Here is a 17,855-nt window from a genome sequence, read left to right on the forward strand (position 1 = left end):
GGTTGCCGAGGCAACCGCGCCTCGGCGCGAGAATGTGCCAAGGCATATTTTTTTTTATTTATGACAATAGAATGCTCGCAGAGCGTGCATTCTATTGTTGCCGTAGAGGAAAGGAAGGAGTCAAAATGGATCAGAATTTTATGAAAGAAAAGAAGGTGCTGCCGCTGGTATTGTCAATGTCTTTGCCGATGATGCTGTCGATGCTGATAAATTCGCTTTATAACATTATTGACAGTATGTTTGTGGCACGGGTCGGAGAGAAGGCGCTGACGGCAATTTCTCTTGTCTATCCGCTGCAGACACTGGTCACGAGCATCAGCGTAGGCTTTGGGGTCGGAATCAGTGCAGCAGTCGCATTTTTCCTGGGAATGGGAGAACATAAAAAAGCGGATCAGAGCGCCTCTGAGGGGTTGTTTTTGAGCATTGTGCACGGTGTACTGATGTCGGTGCTTTTGACAGCAATTCTTCCGTCTTTTCTGAGACTTTTTACGACAGACGAAGAAATCTATCAGATGGGTATTACCTATGGAACCTGGGTACTGAGCTTTTCCCTTGTGATCTCCGTCTATATTGCTTATGAAAAAATTTATCAGTCACTGGGAAATATGATCGTTCCGACCTTATGTCTGGCAGCGGGCTGTCTGACGAATATTGTGTTGGATCCGATCCTCATTTTTGGAATTGGTCCCATTCCGCGGATGGAAGTAAAGGGTGCTGCGATCGCTACCGTGATTGGACAGATCGTGCCGCTTGTCATGTATCTTGTATGGCATAGGAAAAAAGGACTGGGCGTCTCCATCCATATAAAAGATATGAAGCCGGATCCTGCGATCTGTGGCAGGCTCTATGCGGTTGGAATCCCGTCTTCCCTGACTCTGGGCATGCCGTCCCTTTTGATTACTTTGCTGAACAAAATCGCAGGCGCGTTTTCTTCGGTTTATGTGTTGGTGCTGGGTGTTTATTTCAAGCTGCAGACCTTCCTTTATCTGCCTGCCAGCGGTATTGTGCAGGGCATGCGTCCGATATTGAGCTTTAATTACGGGGCAGGAGAAAAAAAGCGGATGAAGCAGATTCTATCCGTGTGTACCGGACTTATCTTTGGAATCCTGATGGTCGGTACGGCGCTGTTTTTACTGCTTCCGGAACCGATCATGGGTATGTTTTCCAAGGACAGTGTAACGATCCGGGAAGGGGCAGCTGCACTTCGGATCATCAGCCTCGGCTTTGTGGTTTCCGGAATCAGCGTTGTGGCTTCCGGTGCACTGGAGGCACTTGGGGAGGGAATCCCATCCTTTATCATTTCCTTGCTGCGCTATCTGGTGCTTATTGTGCCGGCTGCTTCCATTGGAAGCAGGATGTTCGGTATTACAGGTGTCTGGGCTTCGTTCCCGGTGGCAGAAGTGCTGACTGCAGCTGCCGCGGCCGGAATTTTTACAGCAAGATACCGGACGTGCTTGAAGAGGCTGTGAAATCTTTTACATACCTGACCTCCTGAAATGAAAGAAACTATACAGGATTACTGTAAAAATCTTAGAAAAACTGTGAAATAGCTAAAAATTTCAATAACTAATCAAAAAATATTCTATTTTTAATAAATCCTCTTGTGATTATAATAGGTTTATCAGCTGAGAACGAAAGAAATTTAGCAAAACAACCAAATGGGAGGAAAAAATGAAAAGAAAAGCATTAGCAACAATGATGGCAGCAGCTATGGTATTATCCATGGTTGGCTGCGGCGGAGCCAAAACAGATTCTACAGCATCTACAACCACAACAGAAAAAACAGAAGCAGCGGCAACAGAAGCTGCAGATTCTGCTGCATCAGCAGATGCAACTGTAGAAAATAAAGACAAGCCTCTGTGCTGGTTTAACCGTCAGCCCTCCAGCAGTGCTACCGGCGAGCTGGACAAAGAAGCTCTGAACTTCAACGGCAATACTTACTATGTAGGTTTTGATGCTAATCAGGGTGCTGAACTGCAGGGACAGATGGTTCTGGATTACATCAAAAAGAATGCAGAAACCATTGACAGAAATGGTGATGGCGTGATCGGATATGTTCTGGCAATCGGTGATATCGGACACAACGATTCTATCGCTCGTACCCGTGGTGTTCGTTCTACACTGGGAACCGGCGTAGAAGCAGAAGGCACAGTAGATTCCACACCGGCTGGAACAAACGTAGATGGAAAAGCAAAGGTTGTACAGGATGCAACTCTGGAAGTAGATGGAAAAACATATACGATCCGTGAGCTGGCTTCTCAGGAAATGAAAAACTCAGCAGGTGCAACATGGGATGCTGCAACAGCTGGTAACGCGATCGGAACATGGACAGCTTCCTTCGGTGATCAGATCGATGTTGTAGTTTCCAACAACGATGGTATGGGAATGTCAATGTTCAATGCATGGGCAAAAGACAACAAAGTTCCTACCTTCGGTTATGATGCAAACAGTGATGCTGTAGCAGCAATCGGTGAAGGATATGGCGGAACAATTTCTCAGCATGCAGACGTTCAGGCTTACCTGACACTGAGAGTTCTGCGTAACGCACTGGACGGTGTAGATATCAATACCGGTATCGGTACAGCAGATGAAGCCGGCAACTGCCTGACAGAGGGTGAAGATTACAGATACAGCGAAGAAGAGAGATCTTACTACGCATTAAATATTGCTGTAACAGCCGATAACTACAACGATTTCACAGATTCTACAAAAGTTTACGACAAGGTTGCAAAACAGCTGGATGAAAGCAAGAGCCCATCCAAAAAAGTATGGCTGAATATCTACAACGCATCGGATAACTTCCTGAGCTCTACCTATCAGCCTCTGCTGGAGAAATATGATGATCTGCTGAACCTGAAGGTAGATTACATCGGTGGAGACGGACAGACAGAGTCCAATATCACAAACCGTCTTGGAAACCCGAGCGAGTATGATGCTTTTGCAATTAACATGGTTAAGACCGATAATGCGGCAGCATATACATCACTTCTCTCCAAATAATTTAGAGACAGAATAAAAGTGTAAATGGCAACGATTCAGAGCCATGCGAAATCGAGATGAGGTTTCTGAATCGTTACCGTAAATGAATGAAATTATAGAGGGGTGTCAGCAATGATACCCTTCTTTACTAAGAAAAGGAAGCGCAGCTATGACAGAAGATAAGAATAAATATATCTTATCGATTAACGGCATGAGCAAATCGTTCGGTAGAAATAAGGTTCTGAAACATATCAGCATGAATGTCAAACCTGGAACCATTATGGGACTGATGGGTGAAAACGGTGCCGGAAAATCGACAATGATGAAATGCCTCTTTGGAACCTATCAGAAAGATGAAGGAACCATCGTACTGGACGGAAAAGAAGTGAATTTCTCCGGTCCGAAGGATGCACTGGAAAACGGAGTGGCAATGGTACACCAGGAGTTGAACCAGTGTCTTGAAAGAAGTGTTGTAGATAACATGTTCCTTGGAAGATACCCAAAGAATTCCGTTGGAGTGATCGACGAAGGAAGAATGAAAAAAGAAACATCAGACCTGTTCAGAAAGCTGGGAATTACAGTTGATCTGACGCAGCCAATGAAGAAAATGTCTGTATCTCAGAGGCAGATGTGTGAGATCGCAAAAGCGATTTCCTATCATTCCAAAGTTATCGTACTGGATGAGCCTACCTCATCTCTGACTGCACCGGAGGTTGAAAAACTCTTTAAGATGATGCGTCAGTTGAAGGCTCAGGGAATTTCTCTGATTTACATTTCACATAAAATGGATGAAATATTTGAAATCTGTGATGAAATATCGGTGCTGCGGGACGGAAGCCTGGTTATGACCAAGGCGAGCACAGAAACAGATATGAATGAACTGATCGCCGCCATGGTTGGTCGTTCTCTGGATAACAGATTTCCACCTGTAGACAATACACCGGGAGAAACCATTCTCTCCGTACAAAATATATCAACAAAATATGCACCAAAACTGCAGAACATTTCTTTTGATATCAGAAAAGGAGAAATCTTTGGATTTTATGGTCTGGTTGGTGCCGGTCGTACCGAGCTTCTGGAGACGATCTTCGGAATTCGTACAAGAGCAGAAGGAACGGTCGTGTATGACGGAAAACTGATGAACTTCTCCTCTCCGAAGGATGCTATGGATCATGGATTTGCACTGATCACAGAGGAAAGAAAAGCCAATGGTCTGTTCTTAAAGGGTGATATCACATTCAATACTACCATTGCAAATATGAATCATTATAAAAGCGGGATCGCATTATCCAATGATAAGATGGTACGTGCAACAGCCGATGAGATCAAGGTCATGCATACAAAATGTATGGGACCGGATGATATGATCTCCAACCTTTCCGGCGGTAACCAGCAGAAGGCCATCTTCGGTAAGTGGCTGGAGCGTTCTCCGAGCGTATTTATGATGGATGATCCGACACGAGGAATCGACGTTGGAGCAAAATATGAAATCTATGAACTGATCATCAATATGGCAAAACAGGGAAAAACGATCATCGTTGTTTCTTCCGAAATGCCGGAAATTCTTGGTATTACCAACCGGATCGGTGTTATGTCCAACGGACGCCTGGCTGGAATTGTAAATACAAAAGAAACAAACCAGGAAGAATTACTGAGACTCAGTGCGAAATATCTGTAACAGGAGGAAAAGTGGAAATGGCAGAAAACAGCGTTATTATTTCGGCTGAAGAAGAAGCAAAGCTTTTGAAGCCCATCGATGAATATGTGGAAAAGATCCAAAAGAAAATTGACGCATTACGCGTAGACGGATCGGACAAGGTGAATGATCTGAAAAACCAGATCGCTATCGCAAAGGAAAATAAGAACTTATCCAAAGCACAGAGAGATAAGATCATTGAAAACAGCAAAAAAGAGCTGGAAAATGCGAAAAAGGTAGAAGCAGACAACAAGGAAGAAATTAAAAAGCTGATCGCAGAGGCAGAGGATTATCTGGCGAAGCATTACAAGAAGGATTACTACGATGTAGTAAACAATAGCTGTAAGGCTGCAAAGGCAGAAGAAAACAGCAGATATGAGAAGGTCAAAGCAGATTTAAAGAGCGAGCATCAGAAAAAGATCGCTTCTCTGAAGGATGCAGAGGAGATCAAGGCTGAAAAATATGTGTTGAAAAACAAATTGTTTGATGCACAGATGGCTCACGAATCCAGAATGCAGGAGATCAAAGACAGAAGACATGAAGCATTCATGCATAAATATCATCTGATCGATCTGCTGAGAACCTCCAAGTTCACATTCCCTCAGCAGAGAGCACAGAAACTGGAAAATTACAGATACTCCTTCAATTTATCCCAGTTTTTGTACAAAAATGGCCTGTACATCGTAATCATCCTGATTTTTATTGCATTGTGTATCATCACACCGATTGTTAAAAATACACAGCTGCTGACCGTTACCAACATCCTGAATATCTTACAGCAGGCATCCCCGCGTATGTTCCTTGCACTTGGTGTTGCCGGCCTGATCCTGTTGACAGGTACGGACCTTTCGGTAGGACGTATGGTTGGTCTGGGTATGGTTACAGCAACCATTATCATGCATAATGGAATCAATACAGGTGCCGTATTCGGGCATGTATTTGACTTCTCTGCTATGGCTCCTACTGCGAAAGCATTGCTTGCATTGTTAATGTGTGTGATCTTTACAACGGTATTTTCCATGATTGCCGGCTTCTTCATGGCAAGATTCAAAATGCATCCGTTTATTTCTACAATGGCGAATATGCTGATCATTTTTGGTCTGGTAACCTATGCTACCAAGGGTGTATCCTTCGGTGCCATCGATTTTGCGATCCCTAACACATTCATTCCGCAGATCGGCAAATTCCCGACGATCATCCTGTGGGCAGTTGCAGCAGTTATCATTGTATGGTTTATCTGGAATAAAACAACATTTGGTAAAAACCTGTATGCGGTAGGCGGAAATCCGGAAGCAGCAGCAGTATCTGGTATTTCTGTATTCAAAGTAACGATGGGAGCATTTATCCTGGCAGGTATCCTGTATGGCTTCGGCTCCTGGCTGGAATGTAACCGTATGGTTGGTTCCGGCAGTGCAGCTTATGGACAGGGATGGGATATGGATGCCATCGCAGCCTGCGTAGTTGGCGGTGTTTCCTTTACCGGTGGTATCGGTAAGATTTCCGGAGTTGTAACGGGTGTATTGATCTTTACCTCTCTGACCTACTCTCTGACGATTCTGGGTATTGATACAAACCTTCAGTTCATCTTTGAAGGTATCATTATCCTGGCAGCCGTAACCCTTGACTGTCTGAAATATGTACAGAAAAAATAAGGATATCAACGTTGGAGGCTTTTGATTCTGACAACGTTTTTACAGGAAAATAGGAAAGCAGGACCGCCCGGCCGTCCGATGGATGGCGAGGGCGGTCTTTTGTCGTATAGGAAACTTCGTTTCTATACGATAAAAACGCTCCGCGAGGATGCGCACTCGGCGCAAGGGTAGATGGTTGCTAAAGCAACCGCGCCTCGGCGCGAGAATGTGCCAAGGCACATTCTTATTTACTCTTTTGGTAAATTTTTTATATATTCCTTCAGAAGAAAGCAAATTCTGCTATAATAAGAAAGGGATAAAAAGAAGGGATAAAAAGAAGGGGATAAGCATGGAACAATATAAAGTGATTCTTGTCGATGATGAGGTGGAGGTCATCGATATCATGGAACAGAAGATCCGCTGGAATGATCTGGGATTTGATGTGGTAGGCAGTGCCACCAATGGCGTTAAGGCCCTGGAGCTGGTGGAAAAGCTTCAGCCGGACGTGGTGCTGACGGATATTAAGATGCCTTACATGGATGGGCTGGAGCTGGCCAGAAAGCTGAACCAGGACTATCCGAATATTTACATTATGCTTTGTACAGGCTTTGACGAATTTGAATATGCAAAAGAAGCGGTTCATCTGGAAATCAAAGAATATATGCTGAAACCCATCAGCGCCACAGAGCTGTCAGACAGTCTGGTGAAGCTGAAAAATACCCTGGACAAGGAACGGGAAGAAAAATTAAATGTAAAAAAACTGGAGGATTATTTTCAGGAAGTGCTGCCAAAGCTGCAGTCCAATTTCTTTATTTCCCTGATCGAGGGAAGAGTTGGCGAAGAGGACTATGAACGATTTCTTCAGAACTATCGGGTGGATATGAAGGGACCTTTGTTTTGCTGCATTATCTTTCATACTTCGGAAAATGATGTGCCGGATGGCATGAATCCCTTATTGTTATCCATGTCCGTGGAACGAGAAGTGAAACAGCGGCTGACAGAGAACTGTAATTGTCAGGAATTTATCTATATGGGCAACACAATTTTGATCATGGAGCTTCATTCAGAAGAGGAGATGGCCCAATTGACGGATAGCTGTGACCGATTCTGTCGCTGGGCATGGAGAATTATGGGGGCGGCGGTTACTGCAGGAATCGGAACCGTATGCAATAGTCTGCATGATATCAGCATCTCTTACGAGGGAGCCAGAGAGGCAGTGTCCTACCGTGTCTTATATGGAACCAAACGAGCGATCAATATTGCAGAGATAGTTCCGAAAGAATCCAAAAAGACGGTTCCCCTGGAGGAAACAAGAATGCAGGATCTGTTCCGTGCCATTCACGTGGGAGATCGGGAGGAGATCCGGAAAGAAGCGATCAAGGAGATAGAAAAACTCCATAAGAATGCAGATACCATCAGTCAGTATAATCTGGCTACCATGGAGATTGTCAGCGGATTTTTCAAGTTTTGTGCCAATAATTCTATGGATTTTAATGATATCTCCGGAAATGTACAAAACCTTTACGAAAGAGTCACCCAGTTAGACGAAACCTCCATGACAAACTGGATCATCAATATGTCTGCAGCCATCAGCGAAAAACTGAAAAGTACCAGAAACAGTACCTCCAGACGTATGATCACTGACGCACAGAATATTGTAAAGCAAAGATATATGGAGCCTGACATTTCACTGGATGAGGTATGTGCAGATCTTGGGGTATCCAATTCCTACTTTTCTTCTATTTTTAAGAAGGAAACAGGGCAGCCCTTTGTCACTTATCTTACGGATTACCGAATGGACAGAGCAGAAGAACTGGTACTCAACACCGATGAAAAAAGCTATAAGATAGCAGAAAAAGTAGGATATCAGGATGCAAATTACTTCAGTTATGTGTTTAAAAAGAAATTCGGCGTTTCCCCATCCAAATACAGAGCCTCCGGGAAAAAAGAAAACGAAAAGTAGAAAAAGTACCGTATTTAACATACAGACGATCATTCTATCTGTCCTTATGGCAATCTCATTGGTCACGATCATTGTCATGGGACTGTTGCTGTACCATCGCTTCAAGCTGGCATTGGAAAAAACAGCAGTGGACAACACGGAAGCAACCGTGGAGGGAACTGTAGACCGGTTAAATGCAGATCTGCTGGATATTCGCCAGATCTTTAATGGAGCAAACTATAACGTGGTTCAGCAGTTTGATATATCCAGCCGGGAATTTGTGGAGCAATTCAGTCTTCTTTATGAGACCAACTCCGATAAGGTTCAGAGTGTGGCATTGTATGACCATGAAGGAAAACTGATCGCATCGGAGCCGGTGGCGTTAGAAAAGAAAAATGTGCAGGTGCAGACTCAGGAGTGGTATAAAAATGCAGAAAATGCAATTGAAAATGTACATTTTTCCACACCCCATATCCAGGAATTGTTTGAAGACGGAGCCTATCGGTACCAGTGGGTGGTTTCTCTGAGCAGCTATGTGGATGTCAATAAAGGAGAAATACCGGAAACCGGCGTTCTTTTACTGGATATGAAATATTCTGTGATCAGGGATGTCATGAAACAGATCAACGATTCTTCCGATGGGATCTATTATTATCTGAACAGCCAGAGTGGAGAGATGATCTATCATCCCCGGGAAACGGAATTAAACCGCGGATTATTTAAAGAAAACAGTCTGGAAGCTACAAAGTATGAGAATGGAACCTACGAGATCCGTGCCGATGGTCAGAACGAGACCGTGATTGTCAGAAGTGTAGCTTATACCGGCTGGAAGATGATCGGTGTTGTGCCAGAGAGCGTGCAGAAGTCAAACTTTAAAAATTTCCGTTACTATGTATTTGCCACTATTTTAGTCCTGCTGGTCATGCTTTTGGAGGGAAACCAGCTGGTATCCCGGAAGATATCCAAACCGATCCGGGAGCTGGATGCTTCTGTTAAGACCTATGAAGCAGGAGGAAAGCCGGATATTTATATTGGAGGCTCCTCTGAGATCCGTCATCTGGGACATTCGGTACAGAAGTCTTATGAGCAGATCGAAGAACTGATGGATGAGATCATCCGACAGCAAAATGAACGGAGAAAAAGTGAACTGGATGCCCTGCAAAGCCAGATCAATCCTCATTTTCTGTATAATACACTGGAATCTATCACCTGGATGGTGGAAGCCCAGGAAAATGAAGGAGCAGTTCGTATGATCTCTGAACTGGCAAAACTGCTTCGTGTCAGCCTGTCCAGAGGAAAGACCATTATCTCTATCAAAGACGAGCTGCAGCACAGCAGAAGCTACATGAATATCCAGCTGGCACGGTACAAAGAACGATTTAAAACAGAATTCCGGATCGAGAAAGAGATCGAAAACTACTGCATCGTAAAGCTGGTGATCCAGCCCATTCTGGAAAATGCCATTTATTATGGTGTTGGAAATATGGATGAGGATGAGGACGGCAGGATTATCGTCAGTGGAGAAAAGAAAGAGGAGGACATCCTGATCACCATTGAAGACAACGGTATGGGTATGCCGGAAGAGGTTCTGGAAAAAATCCTGACGGACAACAGCAAAGTTCCGAAGCACGGCTCCGGCGTTGGGGTGATCAATGTGCATTCCAGAATCCGGCTGATGTTTGGAGAAAAATATGGTCTGTCTATAGAAAGTGAACCGGATGAAGGAACGAGGGTCACGATCCGTATTCCGGCAATTCCATATACACCGGAAAATGCAGAAAGACTGGAATCACAAAAATATATCCAGAGGAGATCGGCAGATGAAAAAGAATCGGATTAAATTTCTTATAATTGAGCTTTTTTTGCTGATGCTGGCGGTCTTCTTTGTATGGAAGATTTTTGATCAGAACGTTGCAGAGACCAGGATAGCCGTAATCCTTCCGGAGTCCGGTGATAAGCGCTGGGATGCCCTGATCAAGGGGATGAAACAGTTTGCAGCAGAGAACAATGTCCACATGATTATCTGTAACACCGATGAGATCGACGGACCGGAGGCGGAAAGAGAATTTATCAGAGAACAGAAGGACAATGATATCGATGGCTTTATCCTGTATCCCGCACCCGGACGCGAGACCGAAAATATGCTGAAAAAAGAGTGCGGAAATAAACCCTATTTGCTGATGGCAGACAGCCTGGCGGTAAAAGAGGGAGAAGCTGCCAGTCCTGCGATCCAGCCGGATTATCGGGAGATCGGAAGAAGTCTGGGAGAACAGCTGAGAACGAAAGAGCGAAAGATTGGAATTATTGCTGACTGGAAGATGTCTGAGGCGGTACAGTCAGAGATCAGCGGATTGAATGAGGCACTGGAAGGCAGCGGCAGTGAGATCAGCTGGTGTATCTATCGGAGAAAAGAACAGAACATCGTGGAACGGATAGGGGCAGAAAAAAGGGCAGATACCCTTGTGGTGTTGGATGCCGGAGTTCTGGAAGAACTTGGAGAACAGGCAGAAAATGGAAAATACAGGGGCGCAGAGCTTTATGGTGTGGGCTACAGTCTGAGGACGATCGCACTTTTGGATCAGGGAAATATCCAGGGACTTATTGTGCCGGATGGATATGAAATCGGTTATAGAAGTGTGGAAGAGATGGTCAGAAAGATAGAGCATAAGTTCTATAAAATGCAGGGATATACAACAGAATATAAGGTGTTTCAGAAAGATAGTTTTTCTATGGACGATGATTTAGAAAGGTTTTTATATTCCTATGAATAAAAAGAAAAGAAGAATGGCAATGGTATTATCTGCTATAATAGGGAGTTTGGTCCTTGCGCTGTCCGGGTGTTCCGATCAGTCAGGCCAGACAGAGAAAACTCTGCGTGTGGGAGTAATCACCTACAGTCAGGATGATCCCTTTATCAACGCACTGACGGATGAATTGAAGGCGCATCTGAAAACCATGGAAAGCGAAGAACGGCGGATCATCGTATCGATAAAAAGCGGAAATGACGATCAGCAGGAACAGAACGAAAAGGTAGAGGAAATGATTGATGCGGGCTGTGATGTGCTCTGCGTCAATCTTGTAGACCGGACAGCACCGTACCGGATCATCCGGATGGCAAGAAACGAAAATATTCCGGTGATCTTCTTTAACAGGGAGCCGGTAAAGGAAGATCTGATGCAGTGGGATAAGCTGTATTATGTGGGCTGTGATGCGGAACAGTCCGGGATCATGCAGGGAGAGATCGCAGCAGAATATATCAACAGCCATCCGGAAGTGGACAAAAATGAGGATGGAAAGATCCAGTATGTACTTCTGGAAGGGGAAGCAGGACATCAGGATGCCATCAGCAGAACAGAGTATTCGGTAAAAACACTGATGAAAAACGATGTTTCACTGGAAAAATTAAGCTATCAGTTTGCGGATTGGAACCGGGGGCAGGCGGAGAATCGTATGAACCGTTTGATCAGCCAATATGGAACAGAGATCGAACTGGTCCTATCCAATAACGATGAGATGGCACTGGGGGCTGTGGAAGCCTACCGGAAAGTAGGCTATATCCGCAAAGACTGGCCGGTGATCTTTGGGATCGATGGCCTGGAAGACGCGCTGGAGGCCGTAAAGGCCGGAGAAATGCAGGGCAGCATTTACAATGACAGAGTGGACCAGGCAAAGGAAATGGCAAAAATGGCAGTGACGCTGTTTGAGGGAAAGGACCTCGACCAGGAAAGTCTGAAAGATGGACGGTACTATTTTTCGGAATACAAGAAGGTGGACGGCAGCAATATAGAGGAATATTTAAACGCAGAAGAGGAAGAAGCAGATGGAAAAAACATGGAGACATGATTTTTACCGGGAGACAGATCCGGCAAAACGGCAGCAGATCTTAAAAGCGCATGCAGGAGAGGAAGAAGCCTGGGCGGAAGAATACAGAAACCGGCTCTGGACAGCCCGATACGGAAAATACAGACTACAGAAGGATGAATTCGTCAAATGCCTGATGGAACTGAAATACCTGGCGGAAGGAAGCACTCTGGACCTTGGGGGAGACAGAAGAAGGATGGGAGCTCGGATTCTTTCTGCATTATGCCTGGCAGAAGCGATGCAGTCAGAGGAGTGTTATCAACAGATCCTTCTGGAGGAATTGTATAATGTATTTCTGAAGTTCATTCAGGTCAGCCGAGGGGGCAGAGGCTTCACCTCCATGGTATTTGGCATGGGACAATTATCAGAAGAAGGAATTGCAAAAAAAATCGCCGAACAGATCAGCGCAATTGCCTTTCAGGCGCCCCGCCTGCTGCGCATGGAAAAAGAATTTTCGCTGCTGCAGGAAGCCGCCCTTCGGGCATATCGCCAGGAGTATCCGAATAGGGAGCATTTTTTGAATAAATAGAAAAATGAACAGAAAGGAGTCTACAATGAACAAGAACAAGTTTGCCGCAACACCGCCGATGGGCTGGAACAGCTACGATTAAGAAGACGGTTATGACGCTGTGGACATTTTTCCGTTCCCCGCTGATGGTCGGTGCAGAGCTGACAAAGCTGGATGACTGGACTCTGTCCATGCTTCAGAATAAGGGACTGGATTGAAAAATAAAATTTTTCAATAGCGAGATTTGTGTCTGCGCGCACTTGACACAAACTCGGCATACGCAAAAAGCGTGCGCAGAAATGAGGAGAAACATGGATAAACACAATTATTCCGCACCCGTTTCGCTGAAAAACATTCAGGTGACGGACACCTTTTGGAAAGGGGAAATGGAGCTCGTACGCAAGGAGGTGATCCCGTATCAGTGGGATGCCTTAAACGACCGCGTGGAGGGCGCGGCACCGAGCTTCTGTATGCACAATTTCAAGGCTGCAGGAAAGCTGAACCGGGAAAAGAAAGAAAAAGGAAACACATTTATTGCGCCGAAGTATACCTTTCGCGGCTTTGAGGTGCTTCCGGAGGATCCGAAGCAGTTAAAAGATGACGAATTTTACGGGTTTGTGTTCCAGGACAGCGATTTTTCGAAATGGATCGAGGCGGTTGGTTATTCTTTAACGCAGCATCCCGATCCGGAGCTGGAAAAAATCGCGGATGGCGCGATCGATATCGTCTGCGCCGCACAGCAGGACGACGGATATCTGGACACCTACTATATTTTAAGTGGTCGTGACGCGACCTTTACGAATCTGAAGGACCATCACGAGTTGTACTGCTTCGGACACCTGATTGAAGGGGCTGTGGCATATTTTCAGGCGACTGGCAAGGACAAGCTGTTGAAGGCGGCGGAACGATTTGCAGACTATGTGGCGGCAAATTTCGGTACGGAAGAGGGAAAGCTTCACGGTTATCCGGGACATGAAATCGCAGAGATGGCCCTTGTGCGGCTTTATGAACTGACCGGGAAGGAAAAATACTTAAACCTTGCCCGGTATTTCGTGGACGAGCGCGGAAAGCGTCCCTACTACTTTGATAAAGAGCATCCCGAAGAAGTAAAAAAGGGGCATGAGGACGAACTTCGTTATTTCTATAATCAGGCGCATTTGCCGGTGCGCAAGCAGGACGAGGCGTTCGGACATTCCGTGCGTGCGGTTTATCTATATTCCGGCATGGCGGATGTGGCGAGGCTGACAGGGGATGAAACGCTGTATGGGGCGTGCCGGAGGCTCTGGGACAACATCACAGAGAAAAAGATGTACGTTACGGGCGGAATCGGCAGCACCCATCTGGGCGAGGCGTTCACCTATGCCTACGATCTGCCGAACGACACGGCGTATGCGGAAACCTGTGCGTCGATCGGTCTTGTCTTTTTTGCGCGGAGAATGTTGGAAATCGCGCCGGAGGCAAGGTATGCAAACGTTATGGAACGCGCACTTTATAATGGCGTACTCAGCGGCATGGCGCTGGATGGAAAGAGCTTTTTCTATGTCAATCCGCTGGAGGTACTGCCGGAGGCATGTCATAAGGATGAACGAAAATTTCATGTCAAGCCGGTTCGCCAGAAATGGTTCGGCTGCGCATGCTGCCCGCCAAACCTGGCGCGTCTGCTCAGCTCGATCGGTTCCTATGCATATACGGAAAACGAGGATACGCTGTTTTTACATCTTTATATGGGAAGCACCCTGGAAAAGAAGATCGGCGAAAAGACAGCAGATATCCGTGTGGAATCCAACTTCCCTTGGGAGGGGGATGTGAAAATCACAATTCGCGCAAAGGATACCGGACTGAAGCTTGCACTGCGGATACCGGACTGGTGCAGCAGATATGAGCTGGATGGTTTTACCGGTGGTACGGAAGAAAAGGACGGCTACCTGTATCTGCAAAAGGATTGGGGAGAGGAAGAAGAATTTACGCTTCATTTCCCGATGGAGGTTCGACTGATTGCGGCAAAAGAAGCCGTGCGTGAGGATATAGGGAAAGTGGCCGTGATGAGAGGGCCGGTTGTCTATTGTCTGGAAGAGACAGACAACGGAAAAGATCTGCAGAAGCTGCTGATTGACCCGGAGTTAAACGTAACGGTGTCGGACGGAAATATTTGCGGAACGCCGGTCAAAAAGCTGACTGCAGCAGGGTTTCGGCAGCTTGATACGCATATAGAAAAAGAAAGCGAAGCGCTGTATCATGTCTGGAAGAAGCCGGAGTTTGAAAAAGCGGAACTTTCGTATATTCCGTATTATACCTGGGCAAACCGCGGTGAAAACGAAATGCAGGTTTGGACGCGGGTCAGAGATTGACAGAAATAGACATAAGTGCTGCACCATAGTACGCTCAGTTGAAAGCAGAGGTATGTCGAAAGCAAAAGGAGGGCATCAGGCATCGGGTCGGATGCCCTCCAGTACGTTTTGCATGTCCTGCGGGAGTGGAACATGAAATTCCAGAGGTTCTTTGGTGATAGGATGATGAAAACGCAGACGGGTTGCGTGCAGCGCCTGTCTGGAAATCCATTCCATATCAGGATTATAGAGGGAATCTCCGATCAGCGGATAGCCCAGATATTTCATATGGATCCGGATCTGGTGAGTGCGACCGGTTTCCAGTGTCAGGCGGATCAGGCTGTGTCCGTTTTTTTCTTCCAGCACTTCATAGTGAGTAATGGCAGATTCGCCATGTTCAAAGTCGATGGTACGCTCGATGATGGAGCCGTCCTTTCGTCCCAGTGGAGCGGTGATGGTTCCGGAGGAGGGAGTGACCCTGCCGCGAGAGATCCCGAGGTATTCCCGGTGGATTTCCCGGTTCCGGACCATGGTTGCGAGAATACTGCCGCTGACCAAATGCTTTGCGATGATTGTCAGACCGGAGGTGTTATGATCGAGCCGGTTGATACAGCGAAAGACGAAGGGACAGTCTTTCTGAGCAAAATACCAGGCGAGCCCGTTTGCAAGGGAATGGGTGTAGTTGCGCATCGACGGATGGATCGGAAGATCGGCTGGTTTGTTGATCACCATGAGGTCTTCATCCTCGTAAACGATGTCCAGAGGATGATAAACGGGGGGTATTTTTTCTGAGACCGCAGTTTCCTGAATATGTACGGTTAAGCGGTCGCCTCCCTGCAGGTGGCGGATCATATAGGAGGGAGTACCGTTTATGAGGATGCTTTCCGGCATCTTTTTTAAATCTGTTAAGTTGGCGGAGGAATACCCCTGCCGTTTTAAAAAGCAAGCGACGGTAGGAGAATCGTCGCTTGCTTTGATTTCATAATGTAAAATGCGTTCCATAAGTTAGTTGGATTTAACTTCCTTCCACATGTCATTATAGAGGGAATCCCCGTCTTCACCGAGATAGGTATAGGTTTCCAGACCGGAATACTGGCTTAAATCCGGGAAAGCAATTTTGGAATTTTTCAGGTCTTCGTCCTCGATCAGGTCGCGGGCTGCATCGTTGGGGGTGGAGTAGGTAATGTACTCGAAATTCTTTAAAGCAACGTCACCGCGGCACATAAAGTCAATGAACTTTTCTGCATTTTCCTTATTGGGAGCGTTCTTGGGAATTACCCAGGAATCGATCCAGACATTGGTACCCTCCTTCGGGATGACATATTCCAGATCCGGGTTTTCACGCTGAGTGAAAATCGCTTCGCCGGAGTAGATAACGCCGAGTGCTGCTTCGCCGCCGATCATCTTGTCACGCACCTGGTCGATAACGTATGCCTGTACAAGAGGCTTCTGTTTGATCAGCAGATCACGTGCAGCTGCGAGCTCGGTTTCGTCAAGGGTATTCATGGAATTGCCGTTTAATTTGAGCGCAACCATAAATGCATCACGTACGGAGTCCTGCATCAGAATGCTGTCGGCATATTTTTCATCCCAGAGGATTGACCAGCTGTCAACCGGCTCATCTACCATGGTTTTGTTGTACAGAATGCCGACGGTTCCCCAGCAGTAAGGAACGGAATATTTGTTTTCCGGATCAAAGCCCTTGGACTGCTCCCAATACTGTTCGCCGATGTTTGCCTTGGCATTGGGCATGTTATCGAAGTTCAGCTCGGAGAGCAGATCGTTTTCAATCATCTTGCTGATCATGTAGTCGGAAGGGCAGATGACATCATATTCGGAAGCACCGGTTTCTACCTTGGGATACATGATTTCGTTGGTTTCAAATTCATCATAAACCACCTTTATGCCGGTTTCTTCTTCAAACATGGTAATCGTATCGGGATCGATGTATTCCCCCCAGTTGTAGACGATGACCTGTCCGTTTTCGTCAGAAGCAGAGGAAGCGCTGCCGCAGCCGGTTGTCATGCCTGCAATCAGACCGGTGCACAGGGCAGCAGTAAGGAGCTTTGCAATGGTGTTCTTTTTCATGAATGGATTCCTTTCTGTAAGTAAAATAGTTTAGGAAGACAGTTGGCTGTCTGTGTATCACGGGAGAATCCCGGAGTGTTATTCATGACAATAAAATGCTCGCAGAGCGTGCATTCTATTGTTTTTCCTTTGGTTTCGGAGCCTTGTTGACAAGGATCAGAAGAACCAGAACGGTCATAAAAATAAGTGTGGAAAGTGCATACATTTCCGGCTTAATGCCCTTTTTAACCTCGGTGTAGATTTTTGTGGAAAGGGTATCTACGCCGGGTCCCTTCGTAAAGTGCGTGATGATAAAGTCATCCAGGGACATCGTAAAGGCCATTAAAAATCCGGACATGACACCGGGCAGCAGATCAGGAAATACGACCTTGAAAAATGCCTGCCAGGGGGATGCGCCCAGATCGAGAGCAGCTTCGTAAACACTTGGGTTTAATTGCTTTAAGCGCGGCATAACGCTCAGGATCACATAGGGAATATTGAAGGTTATGTGGGAGAGCAGGATGGTGATAAAACCAAAACGCGCTTTAAAGGTTAAAAACAGAAGCATCAGGGAAATACCGGTTACGATCTCGGCATTCAACATCGGGATATTGGTGATGCTCATCAACACAGCACGGCTCTTTTTTTTCATGCCCTGAATGGATAGCGCAGCAATGGTGCCGATCAGCGTTGCAAAAACAGCAGATAACAGCGCAATCAGGAGCGTGTTGTAAAGTGCCTGCATGATTTCTGAGTTGGAAAACAGCTGAGTGTACCATTTCGTTGTAAAGCCGCCCCATTTTGCCCGGGTTTTGCTGGCGTTAAAGGAAAGAACGACCAGCGT

The 17,855-nt window shown here is 46.1% G+C and carries 11 protein-coding genes and 1 pseudogene; 10 read left to right on the top strand and 2 right to left on the bottom strand.

The window, feature by feature from the left end:
- Positions 1 to 125: 125 nt before the first annotated feature.
- The 10 genes from ACLTOQ_RS11690 to ACLTOQ_RS11735 all read left to right on the top strand — a co-directional run bounded on the left by ACLTOQ_RS11690 (position 126) and on the right by ACLTOQ_RS11735 (position 14,965).
- Positions 126 to 1,469 (top strand): MATE family efflux transporter, encoded by a 1,344-nt coding sequence (locus ACLTOQ_RS11690; RefSeq protein WP_412319497.1) that lies wholly within the window; start codon positions 126 to 128, stop codon positions 1,467 to 1,469.
- A gap of 202 nt (positions 1,470 to 1,671) precedes the next feature.
- Positions 1,672 to 3,000: a substrate-binding domain-containing protein gene (locus tag ACLTOQ_RS11695; RefSeq protein WP_412319498.1), complete on the top strand. Its 1,329-nt coding sequence runs from the start codon at positions 1,672 to 1,674 to the stop codon at positions 2,998 to 3,000.
- Positions 3,001 to 3,148: 148 nt separating this feature from the next.
- A complete protein-coding gene (locus ACLTOQ_RS11700) occupies positions 3,149 to 4,657 on the top strand; it encodes a sugar ABC transporter ATP-binding protein (protein WP_337562441.1) in 1,509 nt (502 codons plus the stop codon).
- A 17-nt stretch (positions 4,658 to 4,674) separates the two neighbouring features.
- A complete protein-coding gene (locus ACLTOQ_RS11705; protein WP_412319499.1) occupies positions 4,675 to 6,327 on the top strand; it encodes an ABC transporter permease subunit in 1,653 nt (550 codons plus the stop codon).
- A 328-nt stretch (positions 6,328 to 6,655) separates the two neighbouring features.
- On the top strand, positions 6,656 to 8,269 hold the full coding sequence (locus ACLTOQ_RS11710; protein ID WP_412319500.1) for a response regulator: 1,614 nt from the start codon (positions 6,656 to 6,658) through the stop codon (positions 8,267 to 8,269).
- A 46-nt stretch (positions 8,270 to 8,315) separates the two neighbouring features.
- Positions 8,316 to 10,088 (top strand): sensor histidine kinase, encoded by a 1,773-nt coding sequence (locus ACLTOQ_RS11715; protein WP_412319501.1) that lies wholly within the window; start codon positions 8,316 to 8,318, stop codon positions 10,086 to 10,088.
- A complete protein-coding gene (locus ACLTOQ_RS11720; protein ID WP_412319503.1) occupies positions 10,069 to 11,019 on the top strand; it encodes a substrate-binding domain-containing protein in 951 nt (316 codons plus the stop codon). The genes ACLTOQ_RS11715 and ACLTOQ_RS11720 overlap by 20 nt, the downstream gene beginning before the upstream one ends.
- Positions 11,020 to 11,032: 13 nt before the next feature.
- Complete coding sequence (locus ACLTOQ_RS11725; protein WP_412319504.1) at positions 11,033 to 12,091, top strand: galactose ABC transporter substrate-binding protein; 1,059 nt, start codon at positions 11,033 to 11,035, stop codon at positions 12,089 to 12,091.
- Complete coding sequence (locus ACLTOQ_RS11730; RefSeq protein WP_412319506.1) at positions 12,069 to 12,638, top strand: DUF6553 family protein; 570 nt, start codon at positions 12,069 to 12,071, stop codon at positions 12,636 to 12,638. Before ACLTOQ_RS11725 ends, ACLTOQ_RS11730 begins: the two co-directional genes overlap by 23 nt.
- A gap of 290 nt (positions 12,639 to 12,928) precedes the next feature.
- The gene (locus tag ACLTOQ_RS11735) at positions 12,929 to 14,965 is read left to right on the top strand and encodes a glycoside hydrolase family 127 protein (RefSeq protein ID WP_412319507.1); all 2,037 of its coding nucleotides are present in this window, start codon (positions 12,929 to 12,931) and stop codon (positions 14,963 to 14,965) included.
- Positions 14,966 to 15,040: 75 nt separating this feature from the next.
- Here the strand turns inward: ACLTOQ_RS11735 and ACLTOQ_RS11740 are convergent, their stop codons facing one another.
- Positions 15,041 to 15,946 carry an RluA family pseudouridine synthase gene (locus ACLTOQ_RS11740; protein WP_262587837.1) on the bottom strand — a complete coding sequence of 302 codons (906 nt, stop codon included), beginning with the start codon at positions 15,944 to 15,946 and terminating at the stop codon, positions 15,041 to 15,043.
- 3 nt (positions 15,947 to 15,949) lie between these two features.
- Positions 15,950 to 17,756, bottom strand: a pseudogene (locus tag ACLTOQ_RS11745) (extracellular solute-binding protein); the annotation flags it as partial.
- Positions 17,757 to 17,855: the final 99 nt, after the last annotated feature.

It is taken from the genome of Gallintestinimicrobium sp. (genome assembly GCF_046968865.1).
Classification (GTDB): Bacteria; Bacillota; Clostridia; order Lachnospirales; family Lachnospiraceae; genus Gallintestinimicrobium; species Gallintestinimicrobium propionicum.